This is a genomic window from Paracoccus sanguinis (assembly GCF_900106665.1).
Classification (GTDB): domain Bacteria; phylum Pseudomonadota; class Alphaproteobacteria; order Rhodobacterales; family Rhodobacteraceae; genus Paracoccus; species Paracoccus panacisoli.
In genome coordinates, this window is sequence record NZ_FNNA01000001.1 from 322,964 (window position 1) to 339,915 (window position 16,952).

At 70.4% G+C, this 16,952-nt stretch carries 17 protein-coding genes and 1 tRNA gene; 9 read left to right on the forward strand and 9 right to left on the reverse strand.

What is annotated here, in order from left to right:
• Positions 1-121 precede the first annotated feature (121 nt).
• Genes ispH through BLW17_RS01590 form a run of 4 tightly spaced genes read left to right on the forward strand, consistent with a single transcriptional unit; the run spans position 122 to position 2,803 of the window.
• Positions 122-1,099 carry a 4-hydroxy-3-methylbut-2-enyl diphosphate reductase gene (ispH, locus tag BLW17_RS01575; protein WP_036734534.1) on the forward strand — a complete coding sequence of 326 codons (978 nt, stop codon included), beginning with the start codon at positions 122-124 and terminating at the stop codon, positions 1,097-1,099.
• A gap of 13 nt (positions 1,100-1,112) precedes the next feature.
• The gene (locus tag BLW17_RS01580; RefSeq protein WP_197055287.1) at positions 1,113-1,718 is read left to right on the forward strand and encodes a glutathione S-transferase family protein; all 606 of its coding nucleotides are present in this window, start codon (positions 1,113-1,115) and stop codon (positions 1,716-1,718) included.
• Positions 1,711-2,160, forward strand: coding sequence for a ribonuclease HI (gene rnhA / locus BLW17_RS01585; protein WP_036709231.1), 450 nt, complete (start codon positions 1,711-1,713; stop codon positions 2,158-2,160). The genes BLW17_RS01580 and rnhA overlap by 8 nt, the downstream gene beginning before the upstream one ends.
• Positions 2,161-2,167: 7 nt before the next feature.
• Positions 2,168-2,803, forward strand: coding sequence for a trimeric intracellular cation channel family protein (locus tag BLW17_RS01590; protein ID WP_036709228.1), 636 nt, complete (start codon positions 2,168-2,170; stop codon positions 2,801-2,803).
• 107 nt (positions 2,804-2,910) lie between these two features.
• Here the strand turns inward: BLW17_RS01590 and tgt are convergent, their stop codons facing one another.
• Positions 2,911-4,038, reverse strand: coding sequence for a tRNA guanosine(34) transglycosylase Tgt (gene tgt / locus BLW17_RS01595; protein WP_036734538.1), 1,128 nt, complete (start codon positions 4,036-4,038; stop codon positions 2,911-2,913).
• Between the two features lie 90 nt (positions 4,039-4,128).
• Between tgt and BLW17_RS01600 the strand changes: the two genes are divergently transcribed.
• Both BLW17_RS01600 and BLW17_RS01605 read left to right on the forward strand, forming a co-directional pair.
• Positions 4,129-5,388, forward strand: coding sequence for a putative DNA modification/repair radical SAM protein (locus BLW17_RS01600; RefSeq protein ID WP_231572801.1), 1,260 nt, complete (start codon positions 4,129-4,131; stop codon positions 5,386-5,388).
• Positions 5,388-6,845, forward strand: coding sequence for a UdgX family uracil-DNA binding protein (locus BLW17_RS01605; RefSeq protein WP_139305884.1), 1,458 nt, complete (start codon positions 5,388-5,390; stop codon positions 6,843-6,845). The genes BLW17_RS01600 and BLW17_RS01605 overlap by 1 nt, the downstream gene beginning before the upstream one ends.
• On the opposite strand, the gene BLW17_RS01610 is transcribed toward BLW17_RS01605, so the two are convergent.
• On the reverse strand, positions 6,823-8,085 hold the full coding sequence (locus BLW17_RS01610; RefSeq protein ID WP_036734544.1) for a glycerate kinase type-2 family protein: 1,263 nt from the start codon (positions 8,083-8,085) through the stop codon (positions 6,823-6,825). The two genes, BLW17_RS01605 and BLW17_RS01610, sit on opposite strands and share 23 nt — an antisense overlap.
• 1,113 nt (positions 8,086-9,198) lie before the next feature.
• Here BLW17_RS01610 and BLW17_RS01615 point away from each other — a divergent pair.
• Positions 9,199-9,275, forward strand: a tRNA-Arg gene (locus BLW17_RS01615).
• A 259-nt stretch (positions 9,276-9,534) separates the two neighbouring features.
• On the opposite strand, the gene BLW17_RS01620 is transcribed toward BLW17_RS01615, so the two are convergent.
• From BLW17_RS01620 to BLW17_RS01650, 7 genes are read right to left on the reverse strand one after another with little or no spacing between them, the layout of a single operon-like run.
• Positions 9,535-9,834: a hypothetical protein gene (locus tag BLW17_RS01620; RefSeq protein ID WP_036734547.1), complete on the reverse strand. Its 300-nt coding sequence runs from the start codon at positions 9,832-9,834 to the stop codon at positions 9,535-9,537.
• Positions 9,834-10,220: a response regulator gene (locus BLW17_RS01625; RefSeq protein WP_036703540.1), complete on the reverse strand. Its 387-nt coding sequence runs from the start codon at positions 10,218-10,220 to the stop codon at positions 9,834-9,836. Before BLW17_RS01625 ends, BLW17_RS01620 begins: the two co-directional genes overlap by 1 nt.
• A complete protein-coding gene (locus BLW17_RS01630; RefSeq protein WP_052176476.1) occupies positions 10,217-11,050 on the reverse strand; it encodes a CheR family methyltransferase in 834 nt (277 codons plus the stop codon). The genes BLW17_RS01625 and BLW17_RS01630 overlap by 4 nt, the downstream gene beginning before the upstream one ends.
• A gap of 2 nt (positions 11,051-11,052) precedes the next feature.
• Complete coding sequence (locus tag BLW17_RS01635) at positions 11,053-11,547, reverse strand: chemotaxis protein CheW (protein WP_052176477.1); 495 nt, start codon at positions 11,545-11,547, stop codon at positions 11,053-11,055.
• A 4-nt stretch (positions 11,548-11,551) separates the two neighbouring features.
• The gene (locus BLW17_RS01640) at positions 11,552-13,819 is read right to left on the reverse strand and encodes a chemotaxis protein CheA (RefSeq protein ID WP_074825989.1); all 2,268 of its coding nucleotides are present in this window, start codon (positions 13,817-13,819) and stop codon (positions 11,552-11,554) included.
• Between the two features lie 12 nt (positions 13,820-13,831).
• Complete coding sequence (locus BLW17_RS01645; RefSeq protein ID WP_036703542.1) at positions 13,832-14,197, reverse strand: response regulator; 366 nt, start codon at positions 14,195-14,197, stop codon at positions 13,832-13,834.
• Positions 14,194-14,469 carry an STAS domain-containing protein gene (locus tag BLW17_RS01650; protein WP_036736644.1) on the reverse strand — a complete coding sequence of 92 codons (276 nt, stop codon included), beginning with the start codon at positions 14,467-14,469 and terminating at the stop codon, positions 14,194-14,196. The genes BLW17_RS01645 and BLW17_RS01650 overlap by 4 nt, the downstream gene beginning before the upstream one ends.
• 332 nt (positions 14,470-14,801) lie before the next feature.
• Between BLW17_RS01650 and rpsB the strand changes: the two genes are divergently transcribed.
• Positions 14,802-15,599 (forward strand): 30S ribosomal protein S2, encoded by a 798-nt coding sequence (gene rpsB, locus BLW17_RS01655; RefSeq protein ID WP_139305886.1) that lies wholly within the window; start codon positions 14,802-14,804, stop codon positions 15,597-15,599.
• A 73-nt stretch (positions 15,600-15,672) separates the two neighbouring features.
• Entirely contained in the window at positions 15,673-16,560 is an 888-nt protein-coding gene (gene tsf / locus BLW17_RS01660; RefSeq protein ID WP_036712727.1) for a translation elongation factor Ts, read from the forward strand.
• Positions 16,561-16,952: the final 392 nt, after the last annotated feature.

The window sequence follows — 16,952 nt, forward strand, 5'->3', positions numbered from 1 at the left end:
CGTGGCGCGCTTGCGCGTGTGACGCCAGATGCCGCGCCGCGGCGGGAAACGTCAAGGGCGGGGCGCCGGCGGGCCGCCCGCGGCATGGACAGCACGCCCCCTGCGGGCTAGGGATCGCCCCATGAGCACCACCCTGCCCCTCGACACACAGGCCAAGCCGCCGCTGACGCTCTACCTCGCCGCGCCGCGCGGGTTCTGCGCGGGCGTGGACCGGGCCGTGCAGATCGTGGAACTCGCGCTCGAGAAATGGGGCGCGCCGGTCTTCGTGCGCCACGAGATCGTCCACAACCGCTTCGTCGTGGACGGGCTGCGCGCCAAGGGCGCGGTGTTCGTCGAGGAACTCGACGAGGTGCCCGACGACCGCCCGGTGATCTTCTCGGCCCACGGCGTGCCGAAGTCGGTCCCCGCCGAGGCGCGGCGGCGCGAGATGATCTATGTCGACGCCACCTGCCCGCTGGTCAGCAAGGTCCACGTCGAGGCTGAGCGTCACCACGAGGCGGGGTTGCAGATGGTGATGATCGGCCACGCCGGCCACCCCGAGGTGCTGGGCACGATGGGCCAGTTGCCGCCGGGCGAGGTGATCCTGGTCGAGACGGTCGAGGATGTGGCCACCGTCGTCCCCCGCGACCCCGCGCGGCTCGCGTGGGTGACGCAGACGACGCTGTCGGTCGATGACACCGCTCAGGTGGTCGAGGCGCTCAAGGCCCGCTTCCCGGCCATCGTCGGCCCGGCCAAGGACGACATCTGCTACGCCACCACCAACCGCCAGGCGGCGGTCAAGGCCATCGCCGGCCAGATCGACGCTTTGCTGGTGATCGGGGCGCCGAACTCGTCCAACTCGCGCCGTCTGGTCGAGGTCGGACGTGCCGCGGGCTGCGACTATGCGCAGCTGGTGATGCGCGCCGCGGACATCGACTGGCGCGCGCTCGACGGCATCCGCACGGTCGGCGTGACCGCCGGGGCGAGCGCGCCCGAGGTGCTGGTGGACGAGGTCATCGCCGCCTTCCGCGACCGCTACGACGTGGCGCTCGAGCTGGTCGAGACGGCCCGCGAGCGGGTGGAGTTCAAGGTGCCGCGCGTCCTGCGCGAGCCCGGCTGAAAGGGTCGTCCTGATGCGGCTCTATTCGATGCCTTCGTCGGGCAATTCCTACAAGGTCCGGCTCTTGCTGGCCCTTCTCGGCCGCGACTGCGAGATCGTGGATTGCGAGCACGGCTCGGTCGCCAAGGAGGACGCCCGCGCGACCGGCGCGCTGCCGTTCGGCAAACTGCCTGCGCTTCACCTTAACGACGGGCGGCGGATCGCGGAATCCAACGCCATCCTCTGCTTTCTGGGCGAGGGCACGCGCTTCTGGCCCGCCGACCCGGTGACCCGCGCGCAGATGCTCGCCTGGCTCTTCTGGGAGCAGTATAACCACGAACCGGCCATCGCGGTGCGCGCGGCGCTGCGCAACTATCCGCATCGCGCGGCCGACGCCACGCCCGCGCGCCTCGCCGACCTGCTCGACCGGGGGCACACCCATCTGCAGACGATGGAGGATCGTCTCGCCGCGCACGACTGGCTGGCGGGCGAGGCGATCAGCCTCGCGGACCTCTGCCTTTATGCTTACACCCATTCGGCCGGCGTACTGGGCGGGTTCGAGATGGCGCGGTTTCCCGCAATCAACGACTGGCTCGCGCGGGTTGCCGCGCAGCCCGGCTACAAGGGCCTGAATGACTGACCTTCACGCCTGGACCGATGGCGCGTGCAGCGGCAACCCCGGGCCCGGCGGCTGGGGGGTGCTGATGCGGGCGCTGGACGGCGAAACCGTTGTCAAGGAACGGGAATTGTCGGGCGGCGAGGCCGCCACGACGAACAACCGGATGGAGCTGATGGCGGCGATCTCGGCGCTCGAGGCGCTGACGCGGCCCAGCGCGATCACCATCACCACCGACAGCGCCTATGTGAAGAACGGCGTCACCGGCTGGATTCACGGCTGGAAGAAGAACGGCTGGAAGACGGCGGACCGCAAGCCGGTGAAGAACGCCGACCTCTGGCAGCGTCTCGACGCCGCGCGCGACCGCCATCAGGTGACCTGGGCCTGGATCAAGGGCCACGCCGGCCACCCCGAGAACGAGCGCGCCGACGCCCTCGCCCGCGCCGGCATGGCGCCCTTCAAGTGAGAAAAAGATGAGCGGGATCAGCGGGTTGATCTGGGCGCTCGACTATCTCTCGGCGGTCGTGTTCGCGATCACCGGGGCGCTGGTGGCGAGCCGCCGGCAGCTCGACCTGACCGGGTTCATCTTCATGGCGGCGATGACGGCGGTGGGGGGCGGGACGCTGCGCGACCTCGTGCTCGGCCGCGATCCGGTGTTCTGGGTGGCGCGGCCGGGGCTGGTGGTGGCGGCCGCGGCGGCGGCATTCGCCGTCTTCTGGACCGCGCATCGGCTGGAAAGCCGCTACAGCTGGATCCTGTGGCTCGACGCGGTGGCGCTGGCGATCGCGGTGCCGGCGGGGGTCGGCGTGGCGCTCGCGGGCGGGTTCGGGCCGGTGATCGTGCTGATCGCGGGCGTCGTAACTGGTTGTTTCGGCGGGCTTATGCGGGACGTCGTCGGCAACGAGGTGCCGCTGGTGCTCAAGCAGGGCGAGCTCTACCTCACCGCCGCCTTCGGAGGCGCGCTGGTGGCGCTGGCGGTGGTCTGGCTGGGGTTGCCGCGCGAGGGTGCGCTGGTCGGCTGCGGGGCGGCGACGTTCCTGCTGCGCGCGGGGTCGTTGCGCTGGGGGTGGGCGCTGCCCGTCTATCGGCCGCGCCCGCCGCGGGTCTGACCGGACCCCGCCGGGCGCCCGAAACACCCTGCACAGCCCGTGCGATGTTCATGCACCGTTCGTGCGATGTTCATGCACAGTTCATGCGAACGCCGCAGCCTCACCCGTCACAGCGGCGGGATGTCGCCCTCGGCGCGCTCGGCATGGAACCGCGCCACCCAGGCATCGAGGCTGCCGGTGTCGATGGCCGCCCGCATCTCGCCCATGATCTGCTGGTAGTAGTGCAGGTTGTGCCACGTCAGCAGCATCCCCGAGATCATCTCGCCGGCCCGGAACACGTGGTGCAGATAGGCGCGCGAATAGCTGCGGCAGGCCGGGCAGGTGCAGGCATCGTCCAGCGGCCGCGGGTCGTCGGCGTGGCGCGCGTTCTTGATGTTGACCACCCCGTGCCGCGTCCACGCCTGCCCCGTCCGCCCCGAGCGCGAGGGCAGCACGCAGTCCATCATGTCCACCCCGCGCTGCACCGCGCCCACGATGTCGTCGGGCTTGCCGACCCCCATCAGGTAGCGCGGCTGGTCCGCCGGCAGCAGCGCGGTCGCATAGTCGAGCACGCCGAACATCGCCTCTTGCCCCTCGCCCACCGCGAGGCCGCCGATGGCGTAGCCGTCGAAGCCGATGCCGCGCAGCGCGGCGGCGGATTCCTCGCGCAGGTCGCGTTCCACGCCGCCCTGCATGATCCCGAAGAGCGCGTGTCCCGGCCGGTCGCCGAAGGCGTCGCGCGAGCGCTGCGCCCAGCGCATCGAGAGGCGCATCGCCTCGGCCTGGCGTTCGTGCGAGGCGGGCAGCGCCGGGCATTCGTCGAAGGCCATGACGATGTCCGAGCCGAGCAGGCGCTGGATCTCCATGCTCGTCTCGGGCGAGAGCATGTGGCGCGAGCCGTCGATGTGGCTCGCGAAGGTCACCCCGTCCTCGGTCAGCTTGCGCAGATCGGCGAGGCTCATGACCTGGAAGCCCCCCGAGTCGGTGAGGATCGGCCCCTCCCAATTCATGAAGCGGTGGAGGCCGCCGAGCCGGGCCACCCGCTCGGCCCCGGGGCGCAGCATCAGGTGATAGGTGTTGCCCAGCAGGATGTCGGCGCCGGTGGCGCGGACGCTTTCGGGCAGCATCGCCTTGACCGTGCCGGCGGTGCCCACGGGCATGAAGGCCGGGGTGCGGATCTCGCCGCGCGGTGTGGTGATGATCCCGCGCCGGGCCGCGCCGTCGGTCGCGCGGAGGGTGAAGGAAAAGCCGCTCATCTGGGCCTCGGGACTGGAAAGCGCGACCTGTAGCCGAGGCCCCGCCCCGGCGCAACCGACGCCAGGCCGCGCGGGCGGTTTGTTCTTGTGATGTTCTCGCCCCGGCCCTATCTTCGGGGGATGAAACCCGACCTTGCCCGCAAGCTCGCCATCCTGTCGGACGCGGCCAAATACGACGCCTCCTGCGCCTCGAGCGGGACGTCGAAGCGCGATTCGCGCAAGGGCGGGCTGGGGTCCACCGAGGGCGCGGGCATCTGCCACGCCTATACGCCGGACGGGCGCTGCATCAGCCTGCTCAAGATCCTGATGACGAATTTCTGCATCTTCGACTGCGCCTATTGCGTGAACCGGGTCAGCTCGAACGTCGAGCGGGCGCGGTTCTCGGTCGAGGAGGTCGTCTCGCTCACGCTCGAGTTCTATCGCCGCAACTATATCGAGGGGCTGTTTCTCAGCTCGGGCATCATCCGCTCGCCCGACCAGACGATGGCCGACATGGTGCGGATCGCGCGGACGCTGCGGCAGGAGCACGGGTTCAAGGGCTACATCCACCTCAAGACGATCCCCGACGCGAGCCCGGAGCTGATCGACGAGGCGGGGCTCTATGCCGACCGGCTGTCGATCAACATCGAGCTGCCGCAGGACGAGTCGGTGCGCCGGCTGGCGCCGGAGAAGCGGCCCGAGACGATCCGCACCGCGATGGCGCGGGTCAAGGGCGCGCGCGAGGCGAGCCGGGATCGCAGCCACACCGGCAAGCGCCCGGCGCGGTTTGCCCCCGCCGGGCAGTCCACGCAGATGATCGTGGGGGCCGACAGCGCCAATGATGCGGCGATCCTGACCACCTCGGCGCGGCTTTATGCGGGCTACGGGCTGAAGCGGGTCTATTACTCGGCCTTCTCGCCCATCCCCGACAGCTCGTCGGTGCTGCCGCTGGTCAAGCCGCCGCTGATGCGCGAGCACCGGCTTTATCAGGCCGACTGGCTGATGCGGTTCTACGGCTTCGAGGCCGACGAGATCGCGGCGGCGACGCCCGAGGGGATGCTGGACCTCGCCGTGGACCCCAAGCTCGGCTGGGCGCTCGCCCACCGCGACCAGTTTCCGGTCGATGTGAACCGGGCGCCGCGCGAGATGCTGTTGCGGGTGCCCGGCTTCGGCACGCGGACGGTGCAGCGGGTGCTGGCCGCGCGGCGGCAGCGGACGCTCGGCTGGGACGATCTGGTGCGGATCGGGGCGCTGATGGGCAAGGCGCAGCCCTTCGTCACCCTGCCCGGCTGGTCGCCCGGCGGGCTCACCGACAGCGAGGGGCTGAAGGCGCGGTTCGCCCCGCCGGCCGAGCAGCTGAGCCTGTTCTGATGCACCGGGTGGTGCTGCCCGAGACCGGCAGCTTCGCGGCCTGGCGCGACGCCGCGCGGCCTCTGGCGGCGCACGGGGTGCCGGCGGGCGACGTCGAGTGGGTGGTGGGCGAGGCCGCCGCGCCGTCCCTCTTCGCCCCCGAGCCTCTGCCCGCGGGCGAGGGCCGGGCGCTCACCGTGCCCAAGGGCTTCGTGGAGCTCGCCGAGCGGGTGATCCTGCACCGCGACCCGGCCGCGCCGGGGCTGCTTTATGAGGCGCTGCTGCGGCTGCAGTCCCGGCGCGGGCTCTTGGCCGACGCGGGCGATCCGCTGGTCCGGCGGCTGGGGATGCTCGACAAGGCGGTGCGGCGCGACATCCACAAGATGCGCGCCTTCGTCCGCTTCCGCGAGCTGCCCGCGGACGGCCCCCGGCGGCGCTTCGCGGCATGGTTCGAGCCCGAGCACCGGATCGTCGAGGCGAACGCCGGGTTCTTCTGCCGCCGCTTCGCCGACATGGACTGGGCGATCCACACCCCCGACCTGTCGGCGATCTGGCAGGACGGGGCGCTGTCCTTCGCCCCCGGCGCGCCGCGCCCGGACCTGCCCGACGACGCCGCCGAGGCGCTGTGGGCCACGTATTTCGCCAATATCTTCAACCCCGCGCGCATCAAGCTCGGCTCGATGCGGCAGCATATGCCGTTGAAATACTGGAAGAACATGCCCGAGACGGGGCAGATCCCGGCGATGCTGGCGGCCGCCGAGGGGCGCGTGCGCGCGATGCAGGCGGCGCAGGCGACCGCCGCCCCGGCAAGGGCAGCGGCGATCACCCAGCGCACCCGCGCGGCGATGCCGCAGCCGCCCGCGCGGATCGAGACGCTGGCCGATGCGCGGGCAGCCTGCGCCGCCTGCACGCGCTGCGATCTCTGCCACGCCGCGACCCAGAGCGTCTTCGGCGAGGGACCCGAGGATGCCGCCCTGATGCTGGTCGGCGAGCAGCCGGGCGATCAGGAGGATCTGGCCGGCCGCCCCTTCGTCGGGCCGGCGGGGCAGGTGCTTGACCGGGCGATGGCGGCGGCGGGGGTGGAGCGCGAGGGGGCGTGGCTGACCAATGCGGTCAAGCACTTCAAGTTCGTGCCGCGCGGCAAGCGCCGGCTGCACCAGCGCCCGAACGCGGGCGAGGTGCAGGCCTGCCGCTGGTGGCTGGGGCTCGAACGCCAGCACGTCGCGCCGCGGCTGACCGTGGCGTTGGGGGCCACGGCGGCGCTGGCGCTCACCGGGCGCGGCGACGCGATGACTCGGCGCCGCGGCTCGGTCGAGGCGACGCCGGACGGGCCGGTGCTCTTGACCTGGCACCCCTCGCTGATCCTGCGCCGCCCGGACGCGGCCGAGGCCGAGGCGGCGATGGCCGAGTTGACCGCCGATCTGGCCCGCGCGCGCGAGCTGCTCGCGGAGCGAGCTAGCGGATCAGGATCGCCCTGAAATCATTGACATTCGTGCCGGTCGGGCCGGTGACGAACAGATCGCCCAGCGCCTCGAACCCGTGGTAGGCGTCGTGGGCGGCAAGCAAGGCGCCCGCGTCCAGCCCCAGTGCCCTGAGCCGGGCGGCGGTGGTGCCGTCGGCGAAGGCGCCGGCATTCGCCTCGGACCCGTCGATGCCGTCGGTGTCGGCGGCGAGCGCGGCGAAGGACGTGCCCTCGGCGGCCTGGGCGAGGGCGAGCAGGAACTCGGTGTTGCGACCGCCGCGGCCCGGGGCGCCGCGCAGCGTGACGGTGGTCTCGCCGCCCGACAGCAGCACCACGGGGCGAGGGAAGGGGCGGTCGCGCAGCGCGATCTCGCGGGCGATGGCGGCGTGGACGCGGCCAACCTCGCGCGCCTCGCCCTCGATGGCGTCCGAGAGGATCACGGCGGGCACGCCCTCGGCTGCGGCACACGCCGCAGCGGCCTCGAGCGAGAGCCGCGCCGAGGCGATGACCCGGACCTCGTTTCCCGCGAAGACCGGGTCCGCGGGGTCGGGCGCCGCGCCCGCGTCGCCCTCAAGCCAGGCGGCCACCGCGGGCGGCAGGTCGATCCGCCAGTCGCGGGCGAGCCGGCGGGCTTCGGCGCGGCTGGTCCGGTCGGGCACCGTCGGCCCCGAGGCGACCTGCGCCGGATCGTCGCCCGGCACGTCCGAGACGATGAGCGAGACGACCCGCGCCGGATGCGCCGCCGCGGCGAGGCGCCCGCCCTTGATCCCCGAGACCTGCTTGCGGATCGCGTTCATGACCGAGATCGGCGCACCGCTCGCCAGCAGCGCGCGGTTCAGCGCCGCCTCGTCCTCGAGCGTGAGCGCCCCCGGCGGCATCGGCAACAACGCCGACCCGCCGCCGCAGATCAGGGCGACGACGAGGTCGTCGGCGGTAAGGCTTTGGACCGCCTCGAAGAGCGCCGCCGAGGCCGCGCGACCGGCCGCGTCGGGCACCGGATGGGCAGCCACGAACACGCGGATCGCCCGGGTCGGCGCGCCATAGCCGTGGCACGTCACCACCACCCCGCTCAGCGGCCCGTCCCAGAGCGTCTCAAACGCCTGCGCCAGCTGCGCCGCGCCTTTCCCTGCCCCGACGACGACCGTCCGCCCGCGCGGCCGCTCGGGCAGGTGGCCGGAGAGCGCCCGGCGCGGATCGGCCGCCGCCACGGCAACGTCGAAGAGGGTGGTGAGGAGGTGTCGGTCGGCTGGGGTCATGGCGGGGGCTTTTGGGTCCGGGGGAGGCTAGCGCGGTTCGGTGGGCTCGGGAAGCTGTGGGGGGCGACTGAGGGGAACTGAGAGCGGTGGTGGAACAAGTTATTCGCTCGGCGTTGTGGCGGCTGGATATTTATTGCCCGGATGTTCGACGAGGGTGTGGGGGGGCTGGATTTGCAGCGCAAGGTTAGCGAGGCAGGCCGGAGTGATCTCGTCCGGCCGGTCACGAGAACAGGGGAGACAGTTGGGACAACAGCGGTTCGTATGCGCGTGTGGCGCCGGGTGCGAGGATTAATCTGACCCATCGCAGGATGTCAGGAAGCGTCCGGGCAAAGGGGCTGCCACACACCGTGGACGGCGCACAATCGCGGAAGAAAATGCAGCCACCGCCCGCGTCGCCCCATGTAGACCAAGCAGCCGCGAGCGCCGTGGACGGTCTCATTGTGGTGGAACTGTGGGCTCCATCGTTCGGTTTTTGTTAGCTTGACGCTAGCCGCGCAGGGGTCTGGGGCGCGGGTGATGAAGTTACCCCAGGCCTCCTGAAGCATTGGGAAGAAGAGGCGGCCTCAAAGGCATGAGCAGGTGACGCGAGCAATCACGGGCGGATCGAAGCAGCGGCATGGTGCGATGCCTCCGTCGCGGACTGCGGCGCGCTCTGGCGCGAACAGCGCGGTCGCGGTGTGGCGCTTGGCGCTGCGGTAAGATGTTGCGGGAGCGTGCGTCGGGCAGAGGCTGGTCGGGTGGAAGTATGAACTGCTGAAGACCGGGACGGCGGCTAGACAAAGTTCGGAGCCTAGTTCCGCTGCGCGGCAGCCTCTCACCAATGAACGTATCACCGTCCGCCGTTTGCCGGTTTAACCCACGAAACCGGCGTCCCACACACCGACGTCGGGGCCTACTAAAACGGGCATTAGAGCCGAATTCGGAGCAAACCAGCACGGACTCTTTTGCACCTCGCTTAGGTTCGCGCCTCAGTCTCCGCTTACAGCTTCCGAAAGCAGTAGGATTGTCCGGCGTATACGAGCTGGGTCGATTGAGTCCGGCCATCCCCATCCCCTCTCCCCCAACCGCTTTGGGGTTGCGAGGCGGCAAGGGTTGCACTAGATGCCTCGTCAGGCACCCGTAGCTCAGCTGGATAGAGCGCCACCCTCCGAAGGTGGAGGCCACACGTTCGAATCGTGTCGGGTGCGCCAACCCCCTGTCATACTCCTATTTCTCGAGTAGCGCCGACAGGCAGATCCTTTACTTCTCGAGTAGCTGCTGACTGCTACGCGGCTACAAATCGTTGCTCACAGGATGTGTTCTTACGGATATCCGGCAACGTGCCGCCGAGAGCTACCCTGGAGGCGGAGTGCCTCTCACTCGCACCCCCATCCCCCAGCGCCGCGCAACACTCCCCTCCCAACCACAAAATTCTTCTCCCCTACAAGCTGGCCAAACCAAGACGCTCCGTCAGCCCAACCTCTCCCTTAGCCGCTCTGCCACCGACCGCAGCGGCATACGCTCCAGTGCGGCACCCGCAGAGCCTCCTCCGCCTGCGGCAACCTCGACGGCAAAAGCAGAGAGCGCTCCAGCCGTCTGCGCCATCCGGTCGAGATCCTGCAGCGCCACCATCGCAGCCAGCAGCGCCTCGCCGCTCAGCGGCGTTCCGTCAGCCGCCGCGATCAGCGGCACGTCCTGAAGGCGCAGCAGCCCCTCGGTCAGCAGCGCCAGCTCGTCGGCGAGGGCCGACAGGATTTGCCCGGGCTCCATCAGAACCGCCCGATCACGGCCTCGAGGCAGGCCTTGAGGTCGGCCGGCGTGAAGGGCTTCTTGATGAAGTTGTTCATTCCCATGGACTTGCCGCGGTCGATGATCTCCTTGTCGGCGCGGCCGGTGATGAGGATGAACCCGACACCGCGGGTCGGCGCCTGGCTGCGCAGGCTCCGCAAGAGCGTCAGCCCGTCCATGCCCGGCATGTTGAAGTCCGAGAGCACCAGATGCACCGGGCGCCTGGCGATCTTGGTCAACGCCTCCTGCCCGTCGGCGGCGTGGTGGACGTTGCGGATGCCCATCGCCTCGAGCGCCTGCACGATCAGGCCGCGGCTGGTGGACATGTCGTCCACGACCATGATGTGAAGCTGGTCCCTGATGCTCATGTCTCGCCCCTTCCCGGGTCGTACTGATAGACGGTGTGCCCGACCGGCCGCAGCCGCGTGCGCAGGTGGTCGGGGATGCGCTCGGAGTGGCCGATCAGCAGCCACCCGCCCGGGCGCAGCTGCCGGCAGAACTTGTCCCACAGCCGCAACTGGGCGGCGGCGTCGAAGTAGATGATCACGTTGCGGCAGAAGATCACGTCGAAGGGCCCGTCGAAGGTCCAGGCGCCGTGCAGGTTCATGTGCTCGAACCGGACCATGTCGCGGACCGGCTGGCGCAGGACCCACTCATCGCCTTCGGGGGCGAAGAACCTCTGGCGGGACTGCGGAGGGATGCCGGTCAGCTCGCCGTCGCGGTAGCGGGCGCTGCGGGCGCGCTCGAGGATCGCGTGGTCGATGTCGGTGGCGACGATGGTCGCGCGGCGCCCCGCCTCGCGTGCGGCGATGGCGATGGAATAGGGCTCCTGCCCCGACGAGCAGCCGGCCGACCAGATCCGCAGCGCGCGGGGGTCGCCGGGGGTGGACGGGAACACCGTCTCGCGCAGGAAGTCGAAGTGGTGCGCCTCGCGGAAGAAATGGGTGAAGTTGGTGGTCAGCGCCGAGACGAGGTGATCGCGCTCCCCGGCGAGCGCGCCGTTGTCGAGCCGCTGGACGTAATCGGCGAGGCTCGTGCAGTTGTTCGCGGCAATCCGCCGGTGCAGGCGCGAATCCATCATGCCGCGCTTTTCCGGTCCGAGGACGATGCCGGCCTCGCGGTAGATCAGGTCGGCGATCCGCGCGTAGAGCGGGTCCGCGAAGCCGGCGGGCGGTGCGTGAAGGTCGGGGGGGGACATGGTCACGCCGCGCTGTCGGTCTGGTGGGCGGGCAACACCGATTGCAGTTCGAGCATCCGGATGAGCCGGTTCTCGACCAGCGTCAGGGCACTGATGCAGGCGTTGTCCTTGTCGGCGGCCAGGTCGGGGGGCGGCTGCAGGTCGCTGGTGGCGACGGCGAGGATGTCGGAGACCGCGTCCACGAGCAGCCCAGCGGTCTGGCCGTTGATCGAGACGACCATGATCACGTTGCGCTCGTCGCCCTCGATCGGCGGCATCCCCAGCCGCACGGCGAGGTCGATCACCGGCAGCACCGTGCCGCGCAGGTTGATCACCCCCTTGACGTGCGGCGGCGAGAAGGGAAGCGGCGTGGCGCGCGACCAGCCCCGGATCTCGCGTACGGACATGATGTCCACGCAGTATTCCTGTTCGCCCACGCGGAAGGCCAGCAGCTCGATCTCGGCTGCGGCGCCGGGCGTGGCTGAGGATAGGGGCGGGTTGGGGTGAAGGTCGGTCATGGCGTCATCCTGCAAGCGCTTGGTCCGGCTCGGCTGCGGGCCGGGCGGGACGGGTGAGGTCCGAGGGGTCGAGGATCAGCGCCACCTGGCCATCCCCGAGGATGGTCGCGGCGGCCACGCCGGGGACGGGGCCGAAGTTGCGGTTCAGTCCCTTGATGACCACCTGCCGCTGCTCCATGATCTGGTCGACGATCAGCGCGGCGCGGCTGCCGTCCTCTTGCGTGGTGAGGATGACGATCGACTCGCGCGCCGTGCGGGGGCCACGGCGGAAGCCGAGCTGCACCCCGAGGTCGAAGAGCGGCACGAGGTCGCCGCGGATGTGCAGCAGCTCGGTGCGGCGGCCGACGCGGCGGACGTTCTCGGATGAAAAGGTCGCCGTTTCGACGATGGCCGAAAGCGGCACCACCAGCGTCTGGTCGGCGACCCGCACCACCATCCCGTCAAGCACCGCGAGCGTCAGCGGCAGCGAGATCGAGAACTTCGTTCCCACCCCCGCCTCGCTGGTGATCGTGACGCGGCCGCCGAGCGCGGTGATGGAGCTTTTCACCACGTCCATCCCGACGCCGCGGCCAGAGAGCGCCGAGACCTGACTCGCGGTGGAAAACCCGGGCAGGAACAGCAGGTTGTCGATCTCGCTGTCGGTCAGCTGGGCGTCGGCGGCAATGAGCCCCTTGGCCACCGCGATCTCGCGCGCGCGGGGGCGGTTGATGCCGGCGCCGTCGTCGGCGACCTCGATCAGCACCCGACCGGCGCGGTGCGAGGCCGAGAGGGTGATGATCCCCTCGGCCGGCTTGCCGGCGGCGCGGCGCCTCTCGGGAAGTTCGATGCCGTGATCGACCGAGTTGCGAATCATGTGGGTCAGCGGATCGGCGAGACGCTCGATCACGGTCTTGTCCACCTCGGTCGCCTCGCCCTCGGTACGCAGCCGCACCTCCTTGCCGACGGCGGCGGCGGCCTCGCGGATGATGCGAGCCATGCGCTGGAAGAGCGGCTTCACCGGCTGGGCGCGGATCATCATGACCCCGTCCTGGATGTCGCGGGTGAGCATCATGAATTCTTCGAGGCCGTTCATCACCGAGCTGTTCTCGGCCATGCCCGCCTCGGAGACGCTTTGCGCCAGCATCGCCTGGTTGATGACCAGCTCGCCCACGAGGTTCACCAGCCGGTCCACCCGGTCGAGATCGACGCGGACGGTCGCGGACGGCGGCTCGGCCTCGGGGCGGGTCGAGCGCGCCCGGGGGGCGGCGCCGGGGGTGGGCTCGTCGGCGTTGGCCGCCGCGACGATGGTGTCGGCGTCGAGCCGCAGCGGCGGCGCTTCGCCGGCGGTCGCGGCGATGTCGGCGGGCAGCGGAAGCTCGGACTGCGGAGTTTCGGGCAGAGGCGGTTCGGACATGGCGCTCTCGACAGGATCATCGGCAAGAAAGGGGTCCGTCCCGCCTTCGGGCCCACCCGGCGGCAGCGGGGTCGCGGCGGGCGCGATGGTCAGGTCGCAGACGTCGGTCACGAAGTCGAAGACCTCGCGGATCTCGGCCTCGGTCACGTCGCCCTGCAGCAGGATCGTCCAGCCGAGACGCGGGGCCTCGGCCGCCTCGGGCGCCGACGACAGGTCATCGGGGACGTGGCAGCGCAGCTCGGCCTCGCCGAGGGCGGCGAGGGCGCGCAGGATCAGCAGCGGCTCGTTGCCGCTGGTGAAGAGGTCGGCGTGGGGCGTGAAGTCGATCCGCCACGCGGGCAGGTCCGACGCGACGCTGTCCGTGGCGTCCGTCGCAGCCGGCTCGTCGCCCTCGGCCTCGAGCGGCCCGAAGCCCTCGAACCCCGGCAGGTCGAGCGAAAAGCCGAGCCCGCTGGGGGTGAAGTCCACCGGCTCGTCCTCGACCGGGGCGGCGTCGCCCATCAGCGCCTCGAGCGCCGCCAGCATCGGCTCGGCGCCCGCGGGGGGCGGCTCGTCATACTGGGCGGCGCGAATGTGGTCGTGCAGCAGGTCGGCGCCCTGGATGAAGAGCCGCGTCGCCTCGGGCGTCAGCGCGAGCTTGCCGGCGCGGAGCTGGTCGAGCACCGTCTCGAAGCGGTGCGCAAAGCCCACCAGCGCGTCGAAGCCAAAGGCCCCCGCGCCCCCCTTGATCGAGTGGACGGCGCGGAAGACGACGTTGATCGTCTCGGCGTCGCCGCCATCCTCGTCGAGGATCACGAGCGCGTCCTGCAAGCTCTCCATCAGCTCGTCGCACTCGACGAAGAACGAGGCGCGGATCTCGGCCATCGGGTCGGTGGACATCGCCGCGCCTCCTCAGCCCGTAACCATCTGGACGGTCTTGACCAGCTTGCCCGGATCGAAGGGCTTGACGATCCAGCCGGTCGCCCCGGCCTCGCGCGCCCGCGCCTTGAGTTCGGGGGCGCTTTCGGTGGTGAGCACCAGGATCGGCACGCCGCGCATCCGCTCGATCGCGCGGACCGCGCGGATGAAGCCGAAACCGTCGAGCCGCGGCATGTTGATGTCCGAGATGATCGCGTCGGGCGCCATCCCCTCGAGCACCTCGAGCCCGTGCACTCCGTCATCGGCGGTGGTGACGGTCATGCCGGCGGCGCCGAGCGCAAGGCGCACCATGTCGCGCATGGTCCGGCTGTCGTCCACGGCGAGGATGTTGAGGCTCATCGCGCGTCCTCCGCCCCGAACCATCGGTCAAGGCCCATCACCGCCACCGCCTCGTCGAAGGCGGGCGAGCGCGGGCCGACCTCGAGCCGCAGCCCGGCCGCGGCCCAGCGCTGGCGCGCCGCCACGAGCAACTGCGCGGCGAGCGCGCCGAGATGGGTCACCCCGCCCGCGTCGAGGCTGAGGTCGGCGCCGTCGCAGGCCCCGAGCCGTTGCGCGAGCGGCCGCACGGCGCCCAGATCGAGCCGTGCATCGAGCGTCAGCACCGCCGTCATCGCCTGCACCCCTGTCCCGTCCCCGTCGCCATGTCCGTCCCTTCCCAAACCGATTCCCGCTTTGCGCCGTTATGGGCACCGATCGCTTAAGGTTCGGTTGATGGGGCCCCGCCGCCGGGTCGCAGTCAGGCGAAAAATCGCTAAAATGCCGCCGAACGGCGCCCCGATCCGGGCGCTGCGCCTTGCAACTGCGGCGGATTGGCCCTATCTCGCGCGCACTTCACAGGCGGGGGCGGGCCTCTGGCGGGAGACATCCGCCACGGTCCACCGGTTGGGGCGGCCCATGCGGTTGCGTCCTGAAACCCCTGCCCCAGGCGCAAACCGGAAAGGACATGGACATGGCGCTTCCCGAATACTCCATGCGTCAGCTGCTCGAAGCTGGCGTTCACTACGGCCACCAGACCCAGCGCTGGAACCCGCGGATGGCGGAATACATCTACGGCGACCGCAACGGCATCCACATCATCGACCTGACCCAGACGGTCCCGATGCTGGACCAGGCGCTGACCGTGATCCGCGACACCGTGGCCAAGGGCGGCCGGGTGCTGTTCGTCGGCACCAAGCGGCAGGCGCAGAAGGCCGTGGCCGAAGCGGCGGAAAAATCCGCGCAATTCTACATGAACCACCGTTGGCTCGGCGGCACGCTGACCAACTGGAAGACCGTGTCGCAGTCGATCCAGCGCCTCAAGCAGATCGACGAGGCGATGTCGGGCGGCGCCGAGGGGCTGACCAAGAAGGAACGCCTCGGGATGGAGCGCGAGCAGGCCAAGCTGCAGGCGAGCCTCGGCGGCATCCGCGAGATGGGCGGCCTGCCCGACCTGCTGTTCGTGATCGACGTGAACAAGGAAGACCTCGCCGTGCAGGAAGCCAACAAGCTTGGCATCCCGGTCGTCGCGGTGGTTGACACCAACTGCTCGCCCAAGGGCGTGACCCACGTCATCCCGGGCAACGACGACGCGGCCCGCGCCATCGCGCTCTACTGCGACCTGGTCGCGCGCGCGGCGCTGGACGGGATGTCGGCGCAGATGGGCGCCGCGGGCGTCGATCTCGGCGCGCTGTCGGACGCCCCGGCCGAGGACATCGACGACCTCGAGGCCGCGGACGCCGAGGCCGAGACCGCCGGCGCCTGAGCCGCGCCGTCACGGGACTTTCATCAGGCGGGGCCAGACCCCGCCTGACGCATTGACCAACAAGGAGAAGACCATGGCTATCACGGCCGCGATGGTGAAAGAGCTGCGCGAATCGACCGGCGCGGGGATGATGGACGCCAAGAAGGCGCTCGAGGAGACCTCGGGCGACATGGAGGCCGCGGTGGACTGGCTGAGGACCAAGGGTCTGGCCAAGGCCGCCAAGAAATCCGGCCGCGTGGCCGCCGAAGGGCTGGTCGCGGTCGCCGTCAAGGACGGCAAGGGCGTGGCGGTCGAGGTGAACTCGGAAACCGACTTCGTCGGCAAGAACGAAGAGTTCCAGTCGATGGTCCGCGGCATCGCGGAAACCGCGCTCGGCACCGCTTCGGTCGAAGAGCTGGCGGCGGCGCCCCTGAACGGCAAGCCGGTGAGCGAAGTGCTGACCGACGCGATCGCCAAGATCGGCGAGAACATGACCCTGCGCCGGATGGTGACGGTCGAGGGCGACACGGTCGTCTCGTACGTCCACAACGCCGCGGCGCCGAATATGGGCAAGATCGGCGTGCTGGTCGCGCTCAAGGGCGACGCCGCCAAGGCGGCCGAGCTGGGCAAGCAGATCGCCATGCACATCGCGGCGACCTCGCCGGCCTCGCTCTCCGAGGCGGATCTCGACCCGGCGCTGGTCGAGCGTGAGAAGTCGGTGCTGACCGAGCAGGCCCGCGAATCGGGCAAGCCGGATTCGGTGATCGAGAAGATGATCGTCGGCCGGATGGCCAAGTTCTTCGAAGAGGTGACGCTGCTCGGGCAGAAGTTCGTCATCAACCCGGACGTGACCGTGGCCCAGGCGGCCAAGGACGCGGGCGTCGAGGTGACGGGCTACGCCCGCGTCGCCGTCGGCGAGGGGATCGAGAAGAAAGAGGAAGACTTCGCCGCCGAAGTCGCCAAGACGCTGAAAGGCGCCTGATCCTCAAGGCCGCGGCGTCACGCACGGCATCAGGCCGGTCCCTGTGGGGGCCGGCTTTTTTGTTGCGTTGGGGGTGGGGCGGCGGGCGGCGGGGTGCTGGGTTGGAGACGGGCGGCAGGGGGCGGGGCGCCGCGAGAGTGGCTAACGCCGCGGCCCGTGACCCACGCGGAAAGACGGGCGGCCGGGGGAACCGCTGAGCGAACTGCGGTGACGGCACCCCGCGCTGGCCCTGCCGTGCAGAGGCGCCGATGCGGCGGCCAATAGCCGGGAGACCGGAGGCTTTGGAGGTGCTCGGTATCAGATCAGGCGTCAGCCGCCGGGGCGTTGACGTGCTCGCGCGAGGCCCTAGGGACCGGCTGACGCGGCGACCAGCGGGCGAGGCTTTGGCTATC

Coding starts and splice junctions, on each gene's coding strand:
- BLW17_RS01580 (WP_197055287.1), top strand. CDS start 1,113: ATGCGGCTCTATTCGATGCCTTCGTCGGGCAATTCCTACAAGGTCCGG.
- BLW17_RS01610 (WP_036734544.1), bottom strand. CDS start 8,085: ATGACCCCAGCCGACCGACACCTCCTCACCACCCTCTTCGACGTTGCC.
- BLW17_RS01620 (WP_036734547.1), bottom strand. CDS start 9,834: ATGGAGCCCGGGCAAATCCTGTCGGCCCTCGCCGACGAGCTGGCGCTG.
- BLW17_RS01630 (WP_052176476.1), bottom strand. CDS start 11,050: ATGTCCCCCCCCGACCTTCACGCACCGCCCGCCGGCTTCGCGGACCCG.
- BLW17_RS01640 (WP_074825989.1), bottom strand. CDS start 13,819: ATGTCCACCGACCCGATGGCCGAGATCCGCGCCTCGTTCTTCGTCGAG.
- BLW17_RS01600 (WP_231572801.1), top strand. CDS start 4,129: ATGTTCTCGCCCCGGCCCTATCTTCGGGGGATGAAACCCGACCTTGCC.
- BLW17_RS01605 (WP_139305884.1), top strand. CDS start 5,388: ATGCACCGGGTGGTGCTGCCCGAGACCGGCAGCTTCGCGGCCTGGCGC.
- tsf (WP_036712727.1), top strand. CDS start 15,673: ATGGCTATCACGGCCGCGATGGTGAAAGAGCTGCGCGAATCGACCGGC.
- BLW17_RS01645 (WP_036703542.1), bottom strand. CDS start 14,197: ATGAGCCTCAACATCCTCGCCGTGGACGACAGCCGGACCATGCGCGAC.
- BLW17_RS01635 (WP_052176477.1), bottom strand. CDS start 11,547: ATGACCGACCTTCACCCCAACCCGCCCCTATCCTCAGCCACGCCCGGC.
- ispH (WP_036734534.1), top strand. CDS start 122: ATGAGCACCACCCTGCCCCTCGACACACAGGCCAAGCCGCCGCTGACG.
- rpsB (WP_139305886.1), top strand. CDS start 14,802: ATGGACATGGCGCTTCCCGAATACTCCATGCGTCAGCTGCTCGAAGCT.
- tgt (WP_036734538.1), bottom strand. CDS start 4,038: ATGAGCGGCTTTTCCTTCACCCTCCGCGCGACCGACGGCGCGGCCCGG.
- BLW17_RS01650 (WP_036736644.1), bottom strand. CDS start 14,469: ATGACGGCGGTGCTGACGCTCGATGCACGGCTCGATCTGGGCGCCGTG.
- BLW17_RS01625 (WP_036703540.1), bottom strand. CDS start 10,220: ATGAGCATCAGGGACCAGCTTCACATCATGGTCGTGGACGACATGTCC.
- rnhA (WP_036709231.1), top strand. CDS start 1,711: ATGACTGACCTTCACGCCTGGACCGATGGCGCGTGCAGCGGCAACCCC.
- BLW17_RS01590 (WP_036709228.1), top strand. CDS start 2,168: ATGAGCGGGATCAGCGGGTTGATCTGGGCGCTCGACTATCTCTCGGCG.